General features: G+C 42.0%; 16 protein-coding genes, 1 rRNA gene, 1 other RNA gene and 1 pseudogene. 3 read left to right on the top strand and 16 right to left on the bottom strand.

Features of this window, described 5'->3' with window-relative positions:
• Positions 1-10 precede the first annotated feature (10 nt).
• The 9 genes and pseudogenes from LEP1GSC060_RS10980 to LEP1GSC060_RS11005 all read right to left on the bottom strand — a co-directional run.
• A pseudogene (locus LEP1GSC060_RS10980) lies at positions 11-238 on the bottom strand (Jag N-terminal domain-containing protein); the annotation flags it as partial.
• A 31-nt stretch (positions 239-269) separates the two neighbouring features.
• A complete protein-coding gene (gene yidC / locus LEP1GSC060_RS10985; protein WP_003004281.1) occupies positions 270-2,147 on the bottom strand; it encodes a membrane protein insertase YidC in 1,878 nt (625 codons plus the stop codon).
• On the bottom strand, positions 2,147-2,377 hold the full coding sequence (gene yidD, locus LEP1GSC060_RS19475) for a membrane protein insertion efficiency factor YidD (RefSeq protein WP_080634551.1): 231 nt from the start codon (positions 2,375-2,377) through the stop codon (positions 2,147-2,149). Before yidD ends, yidC begins: the two co-directional genes overlap by 1 nt.
• On the bottom strand, positions 2,374-2,694 hold the full coding sequence (rnpA, locus tag LEP1GSC060_RS19480; protein WP_080634560.1) for a ribonuclease P protein component: 321 nt from the start codon (positions 2,692-2,694) through the stop codon (positions 2,374-2,376). Before rnpA ends, yidD begins: the two co-directional genes overlap by 4 nt.
• A 10-nt stretch (positions 2,695-2,704) precedes the next feature.
• On the bottom strand, positions 2,705-2,866 hold the full coding sequence (gene rpmH, locus LEP1GSC060_RS19485; RefSeq protein WP_003004764.1) for a 50S ribosomal protein L34: 162 nt from the start codon (positions 2,864-2,866) through the stop codon (positions 2,705-2,707).
• A gap of 244 nt (positions 2,867-3,110) precedes the next feature.
• Positions 3,111-3,227: ribosomal RNA gene (gene rrf / locus LEP1GSC060_RS10990) — 5S ribosomal RNA — on the bottom strand.
• A 75-nt stretch (positions 3,228-3,302) separates the two neighbouring features.
• Complete coding sequence (locus tag LEP1GSC060_RS10995) at positions 3,303-4,367, bottom strand: alpha/beta fold hydrolase (RefSeq protein WP_003004285.1); 1,065 nt, start codon at positions 4,365-4,367, stop codon at positions 3,303-3,305.
• Positions 4,368-4,574: 207 nt separating this feature from the next.
• The gene (locus LEP1GSC060_RS11000) at positions 4,575-6,905 is read right to left on the bottom strand and encodes a hypothetical protein (protein ID WP_003004314.1); all 2,331 of its coding nucleotides are present in this window, start codon (positions 6,903-6,905) and stop codon (positions 4,575-4,577) included.
• Between the two features lie 86 nt (positions 6,906-6,991).
• Complete coding sequence (locus LEP1GSC060_RS11005; RefSeq protein ID WP_003004594.1) at positions 6,992-8,245, bottom strand: valine--pyruvate transaminase; 1,254 nt, start codon at positions 8,243-8,245, stop codon at positions 6,992-6,994.
• Between the two features lie 129 nt (positions 8,246-8,374).
• Here LEP1GSC060_RS11005 and LEP1GSC060_RS11010 point away from each other — a divergent pair, with 129 nt between their 5' ends.
• Positions 8,375-10,273 carry an adenylate/guanylate cyclase domain-containing protein gene (locus LEP1GSC060_RS11010; RefSeq protein WP_003004838.1) on the top strand — a complete coding sequence of 633 codons (1,899 nt, stop codon included), beginning with the start codon at positions 8,375-8,377 and terminating at the stop codon, positions 10,271-10,273.
• Between the two features lie 21 nt (positions 10,274-10,294).
• Here the strand turns inward: LEP1GSC060_RS11010 and LEP1GSC060_RS11015 are convergent, their stop codons facing one another.
• Positions 10,295-10,951: a DsbA family oxidoreductase gene (locus LEP1GSC060_RS11015; RefSeq protein WP_003004081.1), complete on the bottom strand. Its 657-nt coding sequence runs from the start codon at positions 10,949-10,951 to the stop codon at positions 10,295-10,297.
• Between the two features lie 283 nt (positions 10,952-11,234).
• Positions 11,235-11,584, bottom strand: a transfer-messenger RNA (tmRNA) gene (ssrA, locus tag LEP1GSC060_RS19490).
• Between the two features lie 213 nt (positions 11,585-11,797).
• Here ssrA and LEP1GSC060_RS11020 point away from each other — a divergent pair.
• Positions 11,798-12,019, top strand: coding sequence for a hypothetical protein (locus tag LEP1GSC060_RS11020; RefSeq protein ID WP_036096296.1), 222 nt, complete (start codon positions 11,798-11,800; stop codon positions 12,017-12,019).
• A gap of 318 nt (positions 12,020-12,337) precedes the next feature.
• Here the strand turns inward: LEP1GSC060_RS11020 and rsx are convergent, their stop codons facing one another.
• Both rsx and LEP1GSC060_RS11030 read right to left on the bottom strand, forming a co-directional pair.
• Positions 12,338-13,705 carry an LIMLP_03685 family anti-sigma factor gene (gene rsx / locus LEP1GSC060_RS11025; RefSeq protein WP_003004688.1) on the bottom strand — a complete coding sequence of 456 codons (1,368 nt, stop codon included), beginning with the start codon at positions 13,703-13,705 and terminating at the stop codon, positions 12,338-12,340.
• A gap of 13 nt (positions 13,706-13,718) precedes the next feature.
• Positions 13,719-14,243, bottom strand: a complete 525-nt coding sequence (locus tag LEP1GSC060_RS11030; RefSeq protein WP_003004732.1) for an RNA polymerase sigma factor — start codon at positions 14,241-14,243, stop codon at positions 13,719-13,721.
• 341 nt (positions 14,244-14,584) lie between these two features.
• Between LEP1GSC060_RS11030 and LEP1GSC060_RS11035 the strand changes: the two genes are divergently transcribed.
• Positions 14,585-14,833: a DUF433 domain-containing protein gene (locus LEP1GSC060_RS11035; RefSeq protein ID WP_003004110.1), complete on the top strand. Its 249-nt coding sequence runs from the start codon at positions 14,585-14,587 to the stop codon at positions 14,831-14,833.
• A 386-nt stretch (positions 14,834-15,219) separates the two neighbouring features.
• On the opposite strand, the gene LEP1GSC060_RS11040 is transcribed toward LEP1GSC060_RS11035, so the two are convergent.
• From LEP1GSC060_RS11040 to aroC, 3 genes are all read right to left on the bottom strand, one after another.
• A complete protein-coding gene (locus LEP1GSC060_RS11040; RefSeq protein ID WP_003004775.1) occupies positions 15,220-15,747 on the bottom strand; it encodes a NuoI/complex I 23 kDa subunit family protein in 528 nt (175 codons plus the stop codon).
• Positions 15,734-17,191 carry an NADH-quinone oxidoreductase subunit G gene (locus LEP1GSC060_RS11045; protein ID WP_003004545.1) on the bottom strand — a complete coding sequence of 486 codons (1,458 nt, stop codon included), beginning with the start codon at positions 17,189-17,191 and terminating at the stop codon, positions 15,734-15,736. Before LEP1GSC060_RS11045 ends, LEP1GSC060_RS11040 begins: the two co-directional genes overlap by 14 nt.
• A gap of 98 nt (positions 17,192-17,289) precedes the next feature.
• Entirely contained in the window at positions 17,290-18,432 is a 1,143-nt protein-coding gene (gene aroC / locus LEP1GSC060_RS11050) for a chorismate synthase (RefSeq protein ID WP_003004409.1), read from the bottom strand.
• Between the last annotated feature and the right edge of the window lie 8 nt (positions 18,433-18,440).

Raw genomic sequence — 18,440 nt, forward strand, 5'->3', positions numbered from 1 at the left:
ACACCTAGTATACGGTAAGAACGACCCCGTGAATGATTTTCTCCGCGGGCAGATCCCGAGAAGTTACGTAAGCACGGACTATCGCCGGTTTTTTTTGGGAGATTCCGAAAAAACCTCCCTTTCCGGAATCGACGGTTTCAAAACGAACCTCGTCCGAATTCAATCGGAGAGTTTTGAGAGTGTAATCTTCGGCTTCGGACTTGGATTTCGCCTCGGCTTCAAAGATGTAATTTTCCATGTGTTTATCCTCGATAATGAGTTCGTAACAATTAAACTTTTGCCTTCTTCTTTTCTTCGGTCTTTTTCAGATGATTTGTGATCCACTGTTGACCGATGGAAAGAATGTTTTGAAAAGTCCAGTAGAGAGTGACACCGGAAGGCATATTCCAGAAAATGTAAAGCATCATCACGGGCATAACATACATTAGCATTTTCTGATTCGGATCCATAGATACCGAAGTCATTCTCGTTTGCAAGACTTGTGTTCCAACCATCAAAAGAGCGAGAAGATTTAAACCGAGTCCCGTTTGAGTAAAATATGGAATCGCAGGAGAAGTCCAGATTACGTCCGGTTCGCTGAGATCTTTTACCCATAAAAACGGTGAATTCCAAAGATCTATTGTATCAGAAAAAGCCGTATAAAGAGCGATAAAAATCGGAATTTGGATCACCATAGGAAGACAACCGCCCACCGGGTTCACGTTATTCTTCTTATAAAGCTCCATGGTTTTTTGCTGGCGGATCTTAGGATCGTTCGCGAACTTCTCGTTGATTGTTTTGAGTTGAGGGCTCAGTTCCTGCATCTTCTTCATACTATCCGCTTGTTTTTGGTTCAGAGGATAGAAAACGAGTTTGAAAAGAATCGCGAAGATGATGATGCTCCATCCGTAATTCGGAATCGTAAATCGATAGATTTGTTTCAGAACCCAGATGATTCCGTTTCTAAACGGAGTGGTTATCCCTTGGTTGAAGGATTTACTTAAGTCGCCGCTTAAACCTGTAAACGGGCTGTTCTTGGCTTGGTTCGGATCGAGTTCCGAATTACGGAAAACCATTCCGAGACTTTCTCTAATTCCTACGTAGGATGCAAAATCCATGTTGTATCTTTCGCCCGGACTTAAAGTAATATTATCATATAATAATACTACTCCGCTTTCGTTTTTAGGTCTATTGTCTAAAACGATACCTTGCGGTTTATGATCCAACGGGTCGGCCACCGCGATAAAATAACGGGAACCCGTTCCCGCAAAGTCAACTCCGGATTCAACGTTTGTATTTATGCTGAAAGATTCGTCGGCGCCGGAATTTCCCGTAAAAAAATTTCCGATCGAAGACCAAAAACCTACGGAAGAACTTCCGTCTAACGTGTCGTTAAAAGAACCGCCTAAATGATAAAAACGAAAGAAGTTCGCGGTGTCCCTATCGTTCAAAGGTCTGTCTTTCGGAAAAGGCCCGAGACTTCCGAAGGTTTTCAGATACTGAACCTTCTTTTGTGAAGCGAAGGAAAGTTTTTCTTTCGTTAAGTTGATAATGGAAACGGTAACTTTGAAATAATTCTCGCCTTTAAAGAAACGAAACGTTTTTTTCAATTGATAGGTTTTATCCGGAGACAGGGCGGTGAATATTAAATACACCACGGAACCGTCGGTTTTGTTTTCTTCCAAAGAAAAAGGAATCCGATTCCATTCCGAATCCGGAAGTTCGTTTAACGAATCCGTAAAGTTAAAGTCGAAACCTTTTTCTCTGGATAACTCCACCGCCTGATACGTTTTGCCGTCCACTACGAGAGTTTCCGGATTTTTACGAGCTACTTGAACGGTATGACCGTCCGAACCGACGTAATCCTTTACGTAGAATTTGGAAATTTTTCCGCCGAGAGAACTGAATTCTACGATGTGAGAATCCGTTACGACTAACGTCTTTTTATTTTCAAAAGAAGTTGTTTTCGTTTCCTTAACGGGAGCGATAATCTGAGACTCTTTTGTTTTTTCAGTCTGAACTTGATTTTGTTTTTTATTGTCCGAAGATTTATCGGCGCTCTCGGGAGTTTTTTTCGGAGCCGAAGGGAAGAAAAAATAATTCACCCCCATCCAAATTCCCATACTGAGAATCAAAGCTAAAAATAATCTACTTTGTCTATCTTCCATCATTTCGTCCTTTTAGTGTTAGGTGGTAAGGGATCTTCAAAACCCCGAAAAAGAGGGTTACATCTCAAAATTCTCCAAGTGCTCAACTGCAATGCACGGAAAAATCCGTATTCTTGAAAAGCCTCGGCGGCATATTCGGAGCAAGTGGGTGTAAAACGACAAGCCGGTGGGAGTAACGGAGAGATTAGTTTTTTGTAAAGCTGAATCAATTGGATTGCAAGTTGGTTCATCGGATTCGATTGATCAGAGAGAGAAGAATCTTGACCAGTTCCCCGTGGTTCAGATCCAAAATTTCTTTTTTGGCTAATATCGCGATATCAAAGCCTTTTAGAAAGTTTTTCTCTTCCTCGTGTATGACCGCCCTAAGCTTCCTTTTGATCCGATTTCTTTGAACCGCGGTTTTTACCGTACGTTCCGGACAGTAAAGAAAACGATTTCTCGATAAAGAATTAGGAAGGAATACAAGAACGATCGGGAAGCGGGAGACTCTTTTTCCAGCCTTAAAAAGAGATTGTATCTCCTTCCTGGATTTTAATGTCTCTTCGATGACTTAGTTCTTAGTATTTTTTACCGAGTTTTTCGTCGGAAACAGTCAGCTTATGTCTGCCCTTTTTTCTTCTGCGTGAAAGAACTTTTCTTCCACCTGCAGTAGCCATTCTTGTGCGAAATCCGTGTGTTCTCGCTCTTTTAACTCGGCTGGGCTGGTAATTTCTTTTCATAATTATCCCTGATTGGCATTAATGATTGCGTTTCTCTTCGGTTTGGAAGAATTCAATACTCTTTCCATACAGAAGCTTTCTGAAAAGGTTTGAGTCAACCTATTTCACATCCGGATTGGATGCGAAGTTTGTCTGGATCGGGAATTCTATTCTTTGAAATTTTCAGGGAAAAGAAAACCCCGAGGAAGGCCCGAACGACCGGAGGAGAATTGTCAGAATCAATCCTCTGTCCTAAAACAAGAAAACCCGGCAACGTCCTACTCTCCCATGCAGCGAACCACACAGTACCATCAGCGATGAGAGGCTTAACTTCCGTGTTCGGGATGGGAACGGGTGTGGCCCTCTCTCTATAGTCACCGGGAATCTTGCAGTCAGATTCGCGTACCGGTTTCTTCAGTCAATCTAAAAATTATAAAAAAGTTCAAATTCAACCAAATTATTTCTCTATAAACTTCTCCCATCGATGAAAAACTTTCACGGGTTCCTCCCATTGAAGCCAGTGACCGGCGTTCGGATAAATTTCAAATTCACAACGCGCTTGAACGGATTTGCAGGACAATGCGGCCATCTCACTCATCATATAATTGTCTTTCGCTCCCCAAAGAACAAGAGTCTCCACTTTTACCGGACCGGCGTTTTTAAAATATTCCAGAATGGAATCTCCGTGAAATACAAGTTCGCGGTAATATTCCAAAGGCCCGCGCATCTCCTCGGAAGTATTAAACGCAGCGTGGTAAATCGGTTTATCCGAATCATGAAGAACATTATTGTTTTGTAATTCATTCAGATAAAAGATTCTTGCGCGAGTTTCTTGACTCAATCCGGCAAGAAGGCGAGCGGAACGAGGCGCGATCAATCGAAATACGAAGTGACGATATTCTCTTTGTTTTGAAGAAACGGACATCTGTTCTTCAAATGCGTTCGGATGTGGTATGTCCAAAACGGTCGCGGTTCGGAAGAGCTTCGGCTTTTCCGTAATCGCAAACCATACGATGGAAGCGCCCCAATCATGTCCAACGACGTGTATCGGAGTATCGGAATTCCGACCCTCCTTTTGATTCGTTTCTTCCACAAACGAAAATAAATCCTCGCTCAACGATCGTAGATCATAACCGTCTTCCGGCTTGTCCGTTCCGGCATAACCTCGTAGATCGGGAACCAAAACTCTATACCGTTTTGAAAGCAAGGGAATCATAGAACGCCATCCATAGGATGTGTCCGGAAAGCCGTGCAACAAAACCACAACCGGCGCCGTTAAGGATCCGGCGCTCAGATAATGCACTCGCAGCGACGAGGAGCCGTTTCGTTTGGGAAGTTCTATCGTAGAATTTTCCCAAGGACCGGGAATATGTAATAAATCCACACCTTGGGGGTCGGGTGAAAGCGGTAGTAAAAAATACAAAACGATTTCAAAAGTCCCCGCAAACATTACGACGGACAAAAGAACAAAGAGAAATATTTTCTTCAGCTTAGAACCGATTCCGCTATTCGCATGATTCATTATATTTTCCTTATATAACATGTATCAAAACTAGCCAAATGGCGCACAGAGTTTTACCGAGCGCCGATAGAAACGAGACGTTGAATTTCTTTCGTTACGATCCATAAAAAACGATAACCAACCCCCGCAAATACTTGGATCTTAAAATAAATCTGTCGGAATTACGACAAATCTTCTGTGAAACTTACCCCCCTGCCTAAGAAACGTTTATTTCTTTTTCCGACTCGGAAGATATTTATAATATTCCACTTCGATCGTATTGATTAGAAAAGTATAATATTTTACGAGTTTTTTATCGTATTGTTTCTTCTGCGCCTCGTTTCGTAAAAATTCCGCGATCTGATCCCGGATCAAAGGAGCTTTTAAATCGTTGTGACTGAGAATGATGGAACCCGGCATTCCCTGCGGAACGATATCGTCCGGAATCAAGATCGTGGCCGAATTCTGCAAAAGGGCGTATTCGACCGTGGAAGCGACTTTATCGTCGTCTTTCTCCCCTTTGAGATGTGCGACACTACTTCGAATATTGTCTAAATTCTCGAAGATTTTTTTACGCAAAGAACGGGAATCGTGAATCTTATCGGTGATCTTCGTAAACCGGCTCGGGAAGATGAATCGCTCCGCACCTTTTGCGATCAAACTTACTTTCTTTTCCTTTGGAGTCTCTCCCTTGGACTGAAAACGTTCGTCGTCGGAATCGTCTCCGGAAGAATCGCTTCCGGAAGACGTCATCGAACCGTATTCTCCCTTAAAGCCGGATCCGAGCGAGGCGGAACCTCCGCCGGAAAGAATATCCGATTTTTCTTTATTTCTAAAATGAAAAGCGAGCATCAATCCCAGAAACAAACTGACCGGAATCCCCACGAACAAAATTCCAGTAGTTCTAAAATGTACGGATGCGATCAAAAATAAGATCATACTCGCGACAAAACCCAACATCCCCATCGGAAGATTGAATTTTTTCGCGAATTCTTGGGAACGTTGTTTTTCAACTTTCAACAGTTCCATCGACTGGATTCCCTGTTGTAGCCTTACGATGTCATCGGCTTTGAGTTTTGCGTTTAATCCCGGATGTTTCGGATTACTCAGACTTGCGTTGATTTCTTTGGCGATTTCCAATTCTTTTTGATAAGCGACATTCTTCGTCGCCATACCGCTTAACTTATGAAGAACTGCGGACATATAACCCGGATCGACCGCGTATATCTCGGAAGTTTGATCCGGTTTTTCGATCACCTTCATCCCGTATTGATCGGAAATTTCCTTTTTCAATTCATCAATCAATGCCGGATAACGTGTCTCGTCCGACAAACCGGAAGCTTTCAATTTTTGTTCGGGAGAAAAACGATATAAGGTTTGTTCCTGAATCGTATTTTCGCCGATCTTATGAAGAATTTTCAACTTAAAGGACTTAAAAACGCTCTCTTCCTTTCTTTGAACGAGTTTCTCTTTTTCCTCCATCAGTCTGGAAATGATTTGAATGGAAAGTCTACAGGTTTCGGATACTTTCTTGCCGAGTTCGTCCGTTTCACGATCGAACGGATAATCGTTGATAAGCGAAATCAGCGCTTTTACTTTTTCGCCGTTTTGTTTTCTTCCCGGTTCTACCAGTTGAATATGAGTTTGTTCGAATTCCGCAATCCGAGTTCCGAAAAGACCGTAACCGGCCCTTTCACTCAGTTCTTTCAAATAAGGAATCGCGAATTTTTCGAGCGCGTCCGCCTGACAACGATAATGCGCGATCACTTCCGGTTGATTTACGTAAGTACCGTCGGGATTCAACTGAAGATCGTCCAAAATGACGTGATAGTCCGGAAGAATTTTCATCACGTAATTCTTTTTAGTCGAATACGTGAGAAAATCCCGAAGGAAATCCGTCATAGGGATATAACTGTAAGGCTGAAACCCTTTTTTTAAAAGAGTGGAAAACTCCGCTTCAAGCGAAGCCAATTTTGGAAAAAGCCAATTCTTTCCGGCCTTATTTTTATGAAGTAAAAACGTACCGGGGTTGTCTTCGTCCGGAAGTTTCGGCTTTTTAGCTCGGTTCTGAAGAATGAGATCGATCATTTCTTCCGAAAACTCGAAACAAGAGACTCGATACGGATTTACATCCGTTTTTGCATCTTTCTGAGGACTCGCGATCGCAATTCGAGCCTGGACCTTAACTCCGTTACGGACTAAAAACGGATAGATATATGCGGATTTATTTTTCCCTTTTTTTTCATAATCGACTAACTGTCGTAAGGCGAGATCGACACTCGGAGGGGATTTGGATTGTTCGCTTAAGTTCCTATATTTATTCAAAAGTTCCGCAAGCTTGTCTAACGTAAGTAAATAAGACGGATGAATACTTTTGGAACCGTGTTTCTCAGTCTTTTTATGCCAATCCCTAAGTTCGTCCAAAATACAACGTGCGGTCGCGGATAAGCCGACTGCCCCTTCGTTTAAAAAAATATAATCGGGTGCAAGAGACTGAATTTCCGTAGGCTTACTCGCCGCCAGTTCCTCAAAGCTTATGTCCTGTTCGGTGCTTTCCATATTTCCTATCAAATCGACAATACGATCTTATTAGATGAACCTTTCTACTTGTCCAGTCTTCCACTCAAATGACTGGACAAAACCATTTATTTCGAAAATTTTTCCAATACTCTTCCGATTCTCAAAATCCCCTCTTCGATTTCCTTGTTTTCTCTGACAAAACTCAATCGAAAGCATTCTTCTTTATGAGACCAGAGCGGATCGGCTCCCGGAAAAAAAGTTTTACCGGGAACGATAATCACACCCGCTTCCTTTAAAATCGGATAAAGATCGCTAACGGACAGAGATAAATTCCGGATCCAAATCCAAAGAAAAAAAGCGCCTTCGCTTTGATGAATCCTATAGTCGATCTTGGAACTCCAATTGTTTAGAATCGTTTCTTGGGCGAAAATCGATTTCTTTTGATAAAAAGGTAATATTATTTTTTCGCACAAATTTTTCCAACGGCCCGAACGAAAAAGATCCAATGCGATAAACTGTCCCGGATTGGCGCTCGTTAAATTGATAACCGAATTGGCCCGGTGCAACATGGAAATCGTCTCCGAATCGCCGACCACAAAACCGGTGCGAACTCCCGGAAGACCCAACTTGGAAAGACTAAAACTTTGAATCATTCCCGGTTTGTGAATAAAAGAGCTTTTGCCGAAAACCACGTTTGGAAACGGAAATCCGTAGGCATTGTCGACTAACAACGGGATTTCTACGTTATTCGCTCTTTCAATCAGAAATTCGAGCTCTTGATCCGTAATCACGTTGCCCGTAGGATTTGTGGGGCGAGAAACGCAGATACAACCGGCCTCATTCCGCCAATTGGGAACCGAATCGAACTTTGCAGAGGATATAAAGTATTTATAATATCGACCTCCGATTTCCCGGATTTCGGGTGCAAAGGATAAGAACGAATCGGGTTCCAAGGTTTGATCCGTATAACCGATGTATTCCGGAAGAATGGGGAAAAGAATTTTTTTTCTTTGACCGTTTCCGAAATTCCCGGAGAAAAAATTCAGTAGGAAATAAAACGCGTTCTGGCTTCCGTTCGTGATTGCGATTTGATCCTCTTTGATTTTTGTTCCGGATTCTTCCGATAAAATCGAAGCGATCGTTTCTCGAAGTTCGGGAATTCCGGAAGGTGATTCGTAACTCCCGAGAATTTTTTCCATTCTTCCGGATTCGATTTGTTTGAGTACGATTTCTTTCCAGGCTTCGGCCACTTCCGGAATTAAAGCGGGATTTCCTCCGCCTAACAAACAGGAATCCGGACGAGAATTCGCCAAATCGTCCATTAACTGTCCGATTCCGGTTTGTTTTGAAAATTTCCGTCCAAAAAGAGAATATTCCATACCGTACCAAAATTCTTCCGAACTCTAAACCAGGAACTAGAATCTAAACGAAAAGAGAAATTTTGTAGATTCTTTTTTGAAAGAATTTAAAAACATAAAACGCACAGATCGGGAAACAGATAATTTAGAATGGAAGCAAATCAAAGCAGAGTTAAATCCGAAGAAATATTAGACCTTACCGATTTTTTAAACCAATATCCTTGGACCGAAGAATGGGCTCAATTCGGAAAACCGATCGACACTCTTTGGGACTTCGAACTCGACATCAACATCGAAACTCTTTGGCCCTGGCTCATCGACACGTCTTCGTTTAACAAAAGGCTCGGCATTCCCGAAATGAAATTTGTCGAAAAGGAAGGAAAACTTTTCGGCAGTTCCAAAAATGCAGGAATTCTAATGGAGTGGGAAGAGGTTCCGTGGGAATGGGAATATTGCAAAGGTCTCAACAACGCGAGGATTTATAGTAAAGGTTTGGCTCGCTACGTTAGAACCAGATACCTTCTAGAAAAACTTTCAGAAAGTAAGACAAAACTAACCGTTTATTTCGGATGGATTCCGAGAGGAATCGCGGGAAAATTGATTCTTCATTTCGGAATGAAACAACTCTATCGGGATTATCAAAGAAGTCTTGCCGGATTATTAGAAGACATCGAAAAGAGAATGAAAAACGAATCCATGCTTCTTTTGAACAAAACTTCGAAAGAATCTTCACCGATTGCGGAAAGCGTTAAACTCCAGCAAATCAAAACCAATTTAATCCGGGAAGGGATCGACGAAATACTGCTCGATCGTGTGATTCACTACATTCTTTTCGAAGAAGAAAACGAACTCTATCGAATTCGGATTAAAAAATTGGCGATGGATTGGAAAGTCCCTCTCGAAAGTCTTCTCATTCTATTTTTACACGGTTGCAGACAAGGGCTGTTCACTCTGTCTTGGGACGTAATTTGTCCTCATTGCAGAGGAGTACGCTCCGAACTTTTCAACTTGGGCGACGTTCCTTCTCGGGATACTTGCGACGCATGCGGGATCGATTTCGAATCCACAAAACTCAACACGATCGAAGTCACGTTTCATATCCACCCTTCTATTCGAGAAGTGCAGAAACGATTTTTTTGCGCGGCCGAACCGGCGACAAAAACACATATTCGATTTCAAAGAACGGTACAACCCGAAACCGAATACATTACAAATTTATTATTAAACGAAGGGGTCTTTCGTCTCCGAATCGCGGGTGAAAAAAAATACAATCTTTTGGAATTACAACCTTCTTCTCCAGAAACGATCCATTGGACCGTGGATCAACCGGGAGTGGAACTGACTGCGAAGCCTATGCCGACCGTTCAAATTTTCAACGCGGAAAAATCGCCGCGAACGTTTATCATAGAAGAAAGAAAAGAAGACGCGATCAGCCTAAGACCGGTGGAACTGTTTAACTTTCAGGATTTCAGAGATTTGTTTTCGGAACAGGCGATCGCTTCCGATTTACAATTGGATATCGGGATACAGACGATTCTTTTTACGGACATCGTAGGTTCGACTCGATTCTATCTTGCAGAAGGAGACAGCGGCGCGTTTAAAGAAGTCAGAGAACATTTCGTTCAAGCGTTCAGAATCATCAAAGAACACAAAGGAGCCGTCGTAAAAACGATCGGAGACGCCGTGATGGCTTCTTTTTCCAGTCCGCTCGATTCTCTTTTGGCTTCGATAGAATTACAAAAGGTGTTTCAGGTTACACCCGAGAATAGAATTCAAATCAGAATCAGCATTCATTCGGGTCAATGCCTTGCGGTAAATCTAAACAGCAATATCGACTATTTCGGGATTACCGTGAACTACGCGTCCAAGCTACAAGGAATCACCGAAGCCGGAGAAATCGCATTTTCCGAAGCCGTCTTTAGGGACGGCGAAACTATAAATCATTTGAAGAATGCGGGGATGAAAGTCGAAAAAGTTCCGTTTAAACTTCCATGGTCTTCGGAAGAAGATCCTGCATACAAGTTGGTATTTAACGCTTCAATAAATTAGAAAAATAGAATCTATTTTCGATCAGGAATTTTCGTTTTGCAGCCGGTCGAAAACCCGTAAAAAAAGATCGGATTCCTGAGCGCCGGAAACGGCGTATTTTTCGTTGAATATGAAGAAAGGAACTCCGGAAACTCCCAGTTGACGACCTTTCAATTCTTCCTCATGAACTTCCTTCAGGAGAGTTTCGTTTTCCTTTACGGAATAAAAATCTTCCTCGTTCATTCCGGCTTCCCGCAAACTTTCGAGAATGATATTCGTATCCGAAAGATCTTTACCTTCTGCAAAGAATTTTCTAAAAAAAATTTCCGAAAGAACCGAAGCCTTTTCGGTTTCCTTGGCTTTTCGAATGAGAGCGTGTAATAAAAACGTGTTGGGCTGACGACCTGCTTGTTCGACCAAAAAAGGAAGACCTTCCGCTTGGGCTATGTCGGCGACTCTTTGAACCATCGTTTTCACCCGATCCATGGACCCGAACTTTCGAGTCATATGAAGTACGCGGTCCTCTCCTTCGGGAGAAAGATCCGGATTGAGTTGAAACGCTCTCCATTCTATTTCAATCGTATCATCGGGGTGGGACTTTTTTCGAAGAGAGATCGCATCTTCCAATCTTTTTTTCCCGATATAACACCAAGGACAAACAACATCCGAATAAATTGCGATTTTTGTTTCCACCGCCATACCCCCAAAATTCTAAAAAAGAAAGAATGATTTCTTTTTTAGAATCGTTCGTATCCGTCGAAAAAATCAAGACGTTTCGACCGATTGAAGTCCGGAATTTTTAATTCAAATTTCTGAAAATTATAAAACTCTAATACAATGTCGGAAAAACCGAACGACAACCTTTTGTGTAAGGTTGTTTATCTTCCTCTATTGGTCGGACTTTATAAAATTGGATTTAGTTTGAACAGAAAGTGTGCGAACCCGTCGGAACCGAATCCAAAAACGATCGGATCGGAATGAACTATGGAGACGGCGGGGTTCGAACCCGCGTCCTATTGCGCCCCAGATCAGCCTCTACGTGTGTAGTCTGTGTATAAAATTTCGGAAAAAGGTTAACCCTCAGACAGGACTCTTTCTCCTATCCGGCTCAAATACAGTCTCTTTTAGGAACCGAAAACCAAAAGAGCCGCCTCTTGATAAGTTTCAGAACGTTTGGAATCCAAGAGAAAAAACCAAAGTTCCGTAGCAGAGATTAAGCTGCTAAAGCTAATTCGTTATTAGCGGTTATTGTTTGAAGGTTTTGAGAGGAGCCTACAACCTCTACACGCCACATAATCCCTGGCAACAACAGTCGAAACCAATTTCGTCCCCTATTGTTCTTTGATTAGACTGTCAAAAATAGATAACTGAAATTTTACGGCAAGTTTTTTAGCAAACATTGAAAGTTATATTTACTTCGAGTTTTATTTGGAATCATTGCAAAAAATTTTGGATCCAATCGATATTATTACTTTAAATTTTGGAAAAAAAAAGGAATCGTTTGTTAATCCTTTGACCAATTCAATCATAAGAGGTGCGTTAGATATGGATCAAATTAAGGATAAGATTTCTTCTTTCGGAGCTTTTCTTTCTTTTGCGGGTGTTGCTTCCGCAGCGTTGAGCTTTTTCAATTATAACTTAAAAATTTTAATGTGGATCGACAATTGGGGAACCGCGACCGGTTGGGGAATCAGAGCCGGATTGTTGGTGGTAGGTATGCTTTTTTATTTTTTAGGAAAAATGGGAAAAAATTCCGTAGCCGCTTAAAGTCTAAAATCGTCATTCAGGGTCGTCGATCGGGTTTTCGAGGCGAACGGCCCTTTCAAAAAAAATCCGAACCCATCCTTCTTTTACACTTCCGGCCTAAATCGATTTCCAACCGGAATATCAAAGAAATTGAATTTATTTCCGTTCTACTTCTTTATTAAGATTCGATCCTTGCAATTATGGAAATCAGTCCAAAAGAAATTTCATACAAAAAACAAACTTAGGAATTAGAACATATCTCAAAAATCATCCGCCTTTTGGAAACGCCGTTTTACAACGTTAAGGGTAATTTTCGAGACGAACTTAAAGTTTTATATTTTATTCGAAATGGATCGAGTCGACCGCGTCGATGGGAAACAAAAGGTTACCGTCGTTCTTTAGAAGTATATAAAAACTTTCGTGTTGATAAACGAACCCTTTTGCTTGGGAACCGTCCTTAAAGTGGATCACTCTTTCAACGTCGGGCTGATTTTTGTCTTTTAAGATTTGAATCAAAGCGGTATTATCGAGTTTTGCAACCAAAGACTTCAGTTTTTCGACCTGTTTCAAATCGTTCGGAGCGAAACGAACCATAGATTTAAATTTTTCTTCCAGGTCTTTTTCTTGATGGGGAAGTATATTCTTGATTTTTTTACTCAAATCGTCGTCCATCAAAAACATCCCGGCCGTATTTTCTCCGCCGAGTTTACGAACGTCCGAATTTAATGCGAAAACGAAACTATCTTCAAGTTTCGCTCCTTTAGCCTTCGTTTCTTCGATACTTTTTTCCAAAGAACGAATTTTCTTTAAACTCGACTCGGGAATTCCCTTCCAAGATAAAGATTGTCCTCCATTGATCTGGACCTTCTTACTTTGAAAAAGGATCGGAAAATTCATTTTTAAAAATTCCTTTTCTTCTTCGGTTAAAGTGTTGGCCGTTTTTTCAAAGGCGATCCTAGGTCCGGTTTCAATCTCGACCTTTCCGTCCAAAACGTCGAGATCCAATTTGGAATAGGATTCACTCGCTTTGCGGGAATAAACCACCTTCGTTCCGATTAAAAACGCTCTCACATCCGGGGAAAGAATCGCAAGTAAACCTTCTTCCGCCGATTCGTTCCGGACGGAATCCACAAGAACCGATCCTCGAGCCACATTCAAAAAGGAATATTTTTTATCTCCCGTTACCGAAACTTCCGAATCGGGTAACATTCGAACCGCAACACTTTTTGATCCTTCGACTTGAAATTCACAAATCGAAAAATTACCGGAAACCAATCTACGATCGAGAAGACTCTCTCCCGGTTGAGACGCGGTTCCATCGATTTTACAATCCCCGTAAGAATTGATAAACGCCTGATCCAATTTAGGATCCGACCAAAATCCATAACCGAACCAAAAAGAAAACACGACGCTTAAAATCACTGCGGTCGCGGCGAGTCCGGAAACCATCGTCCGTGATTTCAAAATTATATTCGGAAACTCTAATATTCTTCCTGCAAGACCGGATTTTAAACCGGGCTTGGGATTGGAAAGTGTATGAGATAAAATTGAATTGATCCGGGTGGAAGTCTGATATATAGAACGAGCTTTTTTATTTTTGAGTATGAACTGAAGAAGTTCACGTTTACCTTCGGCGTTCAACTCGCCGTATAAATACCTTCCTAAAAGGTCCTCAAAACGTTCTATGTCGTCTACTTCCGTTTTCATGGTGGAATATGAATTAGAATTGGAGTCCTTGTTTTTCCATTTTTGCCCTGAGTAAGGAGACCGCCGAAATCAACCTTCTACTTACCGTTCTTTCCGAAATTCCCAACGCTTGCGCGGTTTCTTTCAGAGTTTTCCTTTCCAATTCCTTATATAGTATTATACTTTTTTCCGGCTCAGGAAGACTCTCAATCGTATCTTTTATCGCTTTTTCCAAAAAAACTCTTTCCAAGTTTTCGGGAATCTCCGGATCGATTTCAATATCGCAGATCAAATCGCTCAGACTTACGTTTCCGAATTCTTTTTTCTGTTTATTATAATGTTTGAAATATAAGTTCTTTGCAATCGAGCACGTCCACGTGCTGAAGGAGGCGATCCTAGAATCGAATTTGGCAAAAAAAGTAAACGCTTTTAAGAAAGCTTCTTGCGTTAGATCTTCCGCAACCTCCTGGTCACCGGAGATCTTTAAAAGAAAATGATATACGGTTCGATAGTTCTCCTCGTATAAAATTGAAAAATCTGCAGAATCGGATCGGTCCATTGAGAGAAATACCGGGGAACCGGTCTTTTGCAATTTTTTAGGTAAATTGTGATTCTAAAAGCACAAAAAAGAAATTAAAAACCGGCCGATCCCGGAACTTTGTTTGGTAAATATGTCCTATCCCGGTCTATTGTTTTCTCTTTTGAAGGAATTTTTTTCAAGGAAGCTGAATCAGGCTCCGATTTGATTTCAATGATACATAAAAACTTGAGTTTACCGCGTAGTTTTTAAGTGACGGGTTGTTTGTCAGTCACGGTAAAAAGTTTCAATAAAAAGAAAAATTCAAACTCGAGAAAAAATTTTCGTTCTAATTTTGTCGGGTTCTATTGTTAAAATAGTATATGAGTAAAGACGAATTTACTTCGATAGATATCATTCCGGGTTATCTGGGAGGAAAACCCTTTATTAAGGGAACTGGAGTGCGGGTTTCGGAAATATTGGATTTGCTGTTATCGGGAATATCCAGGAAAGGAATTTTAAGAGAATATCCCGGAATTTCCAACGATGATATCGATTCGGCCGTTTCTTTCCTGGAGATTAAATTGGAAATGGCAAGGCAGAATCAATATACGAATGAAAGGGTAAGTTGAAATCGATAGAGTTGTTGAAAAATTAATTCTCCCTTTGTTTCTGTTTTATTGAAATGGACGATTGAAGCAGTTTTGTTAATCGCGGCTATTGAATTTTTCAACAACTCTAATTAACGCGAGTTCGGTATAACAAATGCGAAAGCGATTATATATTTCGACCCATAGGGAGAAATATTGAGTTTAATTCCGAAGGAATTGGAACATTATGTTGCGACCGCAGGCAGCAACATTGAGTTCAAGCGCGGTCCAGCCCTTGTGTGCAAGGGCTGGATTCGCCCAGATTTTCTTATATCGAACTCACGTTAATTAAGACGGCCTTTTCAGATCGATCTCAATCAAACCGTTTTTAAATTCCAACCTTGGGTTCGAAAATAATGCGTGTTGATTTATTGTCTTTCTCCGATGATCGGCCCGCCCACGAGTTGCATCATTCTTTCTTTGGTTAAAATCAAATCTTCTCGGTTATCGGTTGCCATTTCACCCGGTCCATCCAAATAAATCGCGCCTTTCGGACAAGCTTCCTCACACAACCCGCAAAAAATACAACGCAACAAGTCGATTTCAAACTTTTTTGCGTACTTGTCTTCGGGATGAAGATGTTGAATCTCGGGAGTTACTTCCGCCGCTTCGATATAAATCGCGTCGGCGGGACAAATCCACATACAACAGAAGCAGCTTGTACATCTTTCGCGACCTTGTTCGTCCCGTTTCATCGTATGCATTCCGCGAAAACGCGTGGAGTATTTTCTTTTTTTCTCCGGATATTCGATCGTGACCGTTCTTCTTAAAATCGCCGCTTTGATAAAATGTTTGAGCGTGATCCAAAGTCCTTTACCGATGGAATAAAAATAAAACTTTTCATACCAAGTAAGTTTGTGCCGACTCGCGACTCGTATAACGTTAACGGTTCCCAACGCCAACCTCCTTGAGAGAAGACGCGGATTCTTGTACCAGTTCCGCAAGTCTCCGGAAAACGGAGCCGGAATTCAACAATCCCTTCGGCGGTTCCATGGCCTTTTGAAAACGTTGATTCAATCCGTTCTTATTCGTAAAGGAACCCGCTTGTTCCGCAAACGTTTGAATCGGAACCCCATAGGCAACATCGGAAATTTCTTGCGATACGTTCGTATCTAATAAAACAAGGGTCGTATTGGAAGAAACAGAAGGTAGAAACTCCTTTACATTTTCCTTAATTACAAAAACCAAATCGATTTCTCCCGATTCGATCGACTTATGAATCGTTTCCATTCCTTGAGTAGAAACGAATCCGCAGTCCGTTGCGCCCCTCGTATTCGGCCTTAAATCCGTAGTCATCAAAAAGTCTTTTTGTTCGGGCGTCTTGTATTGAACCGCGTCCACCCTTGCTTCCAGGATAACCGATTTTCCGAAAGACTCCACACTTTGTAGGATTGTTTTTAGATTTTCGTTCGACTCGGTAGCTCCGCCCAAAATCGCAATCTTCTTTGCATTCAGAACCTTTTCCGCAATTGCAGGTAATACAACCGCGCTTTCCGAAACGTTTCCGTTTCGATAATAAGCGAACAAACGATTTTCGTTCAACCAATCGATATCAAAACGTCCTTGATCGCAAAGGAAATACATATCCTTTTCTTCGTCGATTCGAGGCATATACCGATACATTTTGTTATCTCTTACGTTAGTCGTAATATTACAACCGGTGCTACAGCCGTGACAGATCGATTCTGCGTTTTTGTACCACCAAACTCTCGATTTGAATAAGGTCTTATTGTTGAGAAGAGCTCCCGTCGGACAAATGTCCGCGAGCGCCCCCTGAAAGTTATGTTGAATCGGTTCGTTTTTTGCAAGACCGATGATGGAATGATATCCTCTTTCAAAAAGACCGAGATTGGATTCCCCTACTATTTCCTCTTCAAAACGAACACAACGATAACATACGATACAACGATTATGGTTGATGATCAGATTCGTGCCGATTTCTTCCTGAGGGACATTCCTTTTTTCTAATGTAAATCTGGAATTGCCGTTTCCTTCCTGGAAGGCGTTGTCTTGGAGTTGGCATTCTCCGGCTTTATCGCAGACGGGACAATCCAACGGATGATTGGCTAAAAGAAACTCCATCGTTCCTTCCCGCGCTTCTTTGATCCGATCGTTTTTTGTAAAAATGGAAAGACCTTCAGCCACTTTCGTATTACAGGCCGCCTGAAGTCTAGGAACTCCTTCGATTTCGATAAGGCACATTCTGCACATACCCACGATGGAAAGTTTGGGGTGATAACAAAAGAAAGGAATATCGATTCCGACGTCTTTCGCAGCGGAGATAAGATTTTTCTTTTCATCTACCTCGTGCTCGATTCCGTCGATTTTGATTTTTACCATGGAATCATCCTATTGATCGTATCCGTTACCGGGAAACAATTCTATGGAAACGTACCATTCTCATTCTGGCAACCCGTTTCTATAGAATGGATCGTTTCTTAAAGTTCCAAGTTTTTGTAATAATCGGGAACACGAGCCCATTTCCGAAACCACTGTGGGTTAATCGCTCTTTGATACAGATACGCGTCCACGAGAACCAAGTTAACCACGGCTTCAACGATAGGGACGGCCCTCGGAAGAACGCAAGGATCGTGACGGCCCTTTGCTTCCAGGACGGTTTCCTCTCCTTTGAGATTTACCGTATTCTGCTTTTTAAAAATCGTCGAGGTCGGTTTGAACGCGGCGCGGATGATCAGTTCTTCTCCGTTGGAAATTCCACCTTGAAGTCCTCCGGAATGGTTTGTCTTGGTTCTGACTCTTCCGGTTCCTTCTTCCGTATAAAATTCATCGTTATGCGAACTTCCCGTCAAAAGGGTTCCCGAAAATCCGGAGCCTACTTCAAATCCTTTACACGCGGGAATGGAAAGAACGGCCTTTGCCAAATCTCCGTCTAACTTATCGTAGACGGGATCTCCTAAACCGGGCGGAAGGTTGTAAGAAACACATTTGATTGTTCCTCCAACGCTATCCCCTGCTTCCTTCATTTGAAGAATCAAGGAACGCATCTTTTGTGCGCTGGAGGCATCCGGACAACGAACTTCGTTTTGATCCACTTCTTCCCTGGACTTGGGATATTTTTCGCCGATAGTGGATTGAACGGTTCCGATCGAATCCACCCAAGCTACGGTTTCAATTCCTAGATCGTCTTTGAGGATCATTCTCGCGATGGCGGCGGCGGCAACCCTACCGATCGTTTCTCTAACGGAAGATCGACCTCCTCCTACGTGAGCGCGAAAACCGTATTTCATTTGATACGTATAATCCGCATGAGAAGGTCTGAATGTGGTTCTTAAATTTTCGTAATCTTTGGAGATCGTGTTTTGATTGTCCACGATCAAGGCGATCGGAGATCCGATCGTTTTTCCTTCAAAAACACCCGAAACCGCGCGAACCGTGTCGGTCTCGTCTCGAGGTGTGGTGAGATCGCTCTGACCCGGCCTTCTTCGGTTTAAATCTTTTTGAATTTCTTCTAAACGAATGGGGATTCCTGCGGGAACTCCTTCGACAACAACTCCCACGGATGTTCCGTGCGATTCACCGAACGTACTGACTTTAAAAATTTTTCCCCAACTAGAAGGCATAATACCAA

Origin of the sequence: Leptospira weilii serovar Ranarum str. ICFT (assembly GCF_000332415.1) — a bacterium.
Classification (GTDB): Bacteria; Spirochaetota; Leptospiria; order Leptospirales; family Leptospiraceae; genus Leptospira; species Leptospira weilii_A.

Coding starts and splice junctions, on each gene's coding strand:
- LEP1GSC060_RS11035 (WP_003004110.1), top strand. CDS start 14,585: ATGAGTAAAGACGAATTTACTTCGATAGATATCATTCCGGGTTATCTG.
- yidC (WP_003004281.1), bottom strand. CDS start 2,147: ATGGAAGATAGACAAAGTAGATTATTTTTAGCTTTGATTCTCAGTATG.
- LEP1GSC060_RS10995 (WP_003004285.1), bottom strand. CDS start 4,367: ATGAATCATGCGAATAGCGGAATCGGTTCTAAGCTGAAGAAAATATTT.
- LEP1GSC060_RS11000 (WP_003004314.1), bottom strand. CDS start 6,905: ATGGAAAGCACCGAACAGGACATAAGCTTTGAGGAACTGGCGGCGAGT.
- yidD (WP_080634551.1), bottom strand. CDS start 2,377: ATGAACCAACTTGCAATCCAATTGATTCAGCTTTACAAAAAACTAATC.
- LEP1GSC060_RS11005 (WP_003004594.1), bottom strand. CDS start 8,245: ATGGAATATTCTCTTTTTGGACGGAAATTTTCAAAACAAACCGGAATC.
- LEP1GSC060_RS11020 (WP_036096296.1), top strand. CDS start 11,798: ATGGATCAAATTAAGGATAAGATTTCTTCTTTCGGAGCTTTTCTTTCT.
- rpmH (WP_003004764.1), bottom strand. CDS start 2,866: ATGAAAAGAAATTACCAGCCCAGCCGAGTTAAAAGAGCGAGAACACAC.
- LEP1GSC060_RS11045 (WP_003004545.1), bottom strand. CDS start 17,191: ATGGTAAAAATCAAAATCGACGGAATCGAGCACGAGGTAGATGAAAAG.
- LEP1GSC060_RS11010 (WP_003004838.1), top strand. CDS start 8,375: ATGGAAGCAAATCAAAGCAGAGTTAAATCCGAAGAAATATTAGACCTT.
- aroC (WP_003004409.1), bottom strand. CDS start 18,432: ATGCCTTCTAGTTGGGGAAAAATTTTTAAAGTCAGTACGTTCGGTGAA.
- rsx (WP_003004688.1), bottom strand. CDS start 13,705: ATGAAAACGGAAGTAGACGACATAGAACGTTTTGAGGACCTTTTAGGA.
- LEP1GSC060_RS11030 (WP_003004732.1), bottom strand. CDS start 14,243: ATGGACCGATCCGATTCTGCAGATTTTTCAATTTTATACGAGGAGAAC.
- LEP1GSC060_RS11015 (WP_003004081.1), bottom strand. CDS start 10,951: ATGGCGGTGGAAACAAAAATCGCAATTTATTCGGATGTTGTTTGTCCT.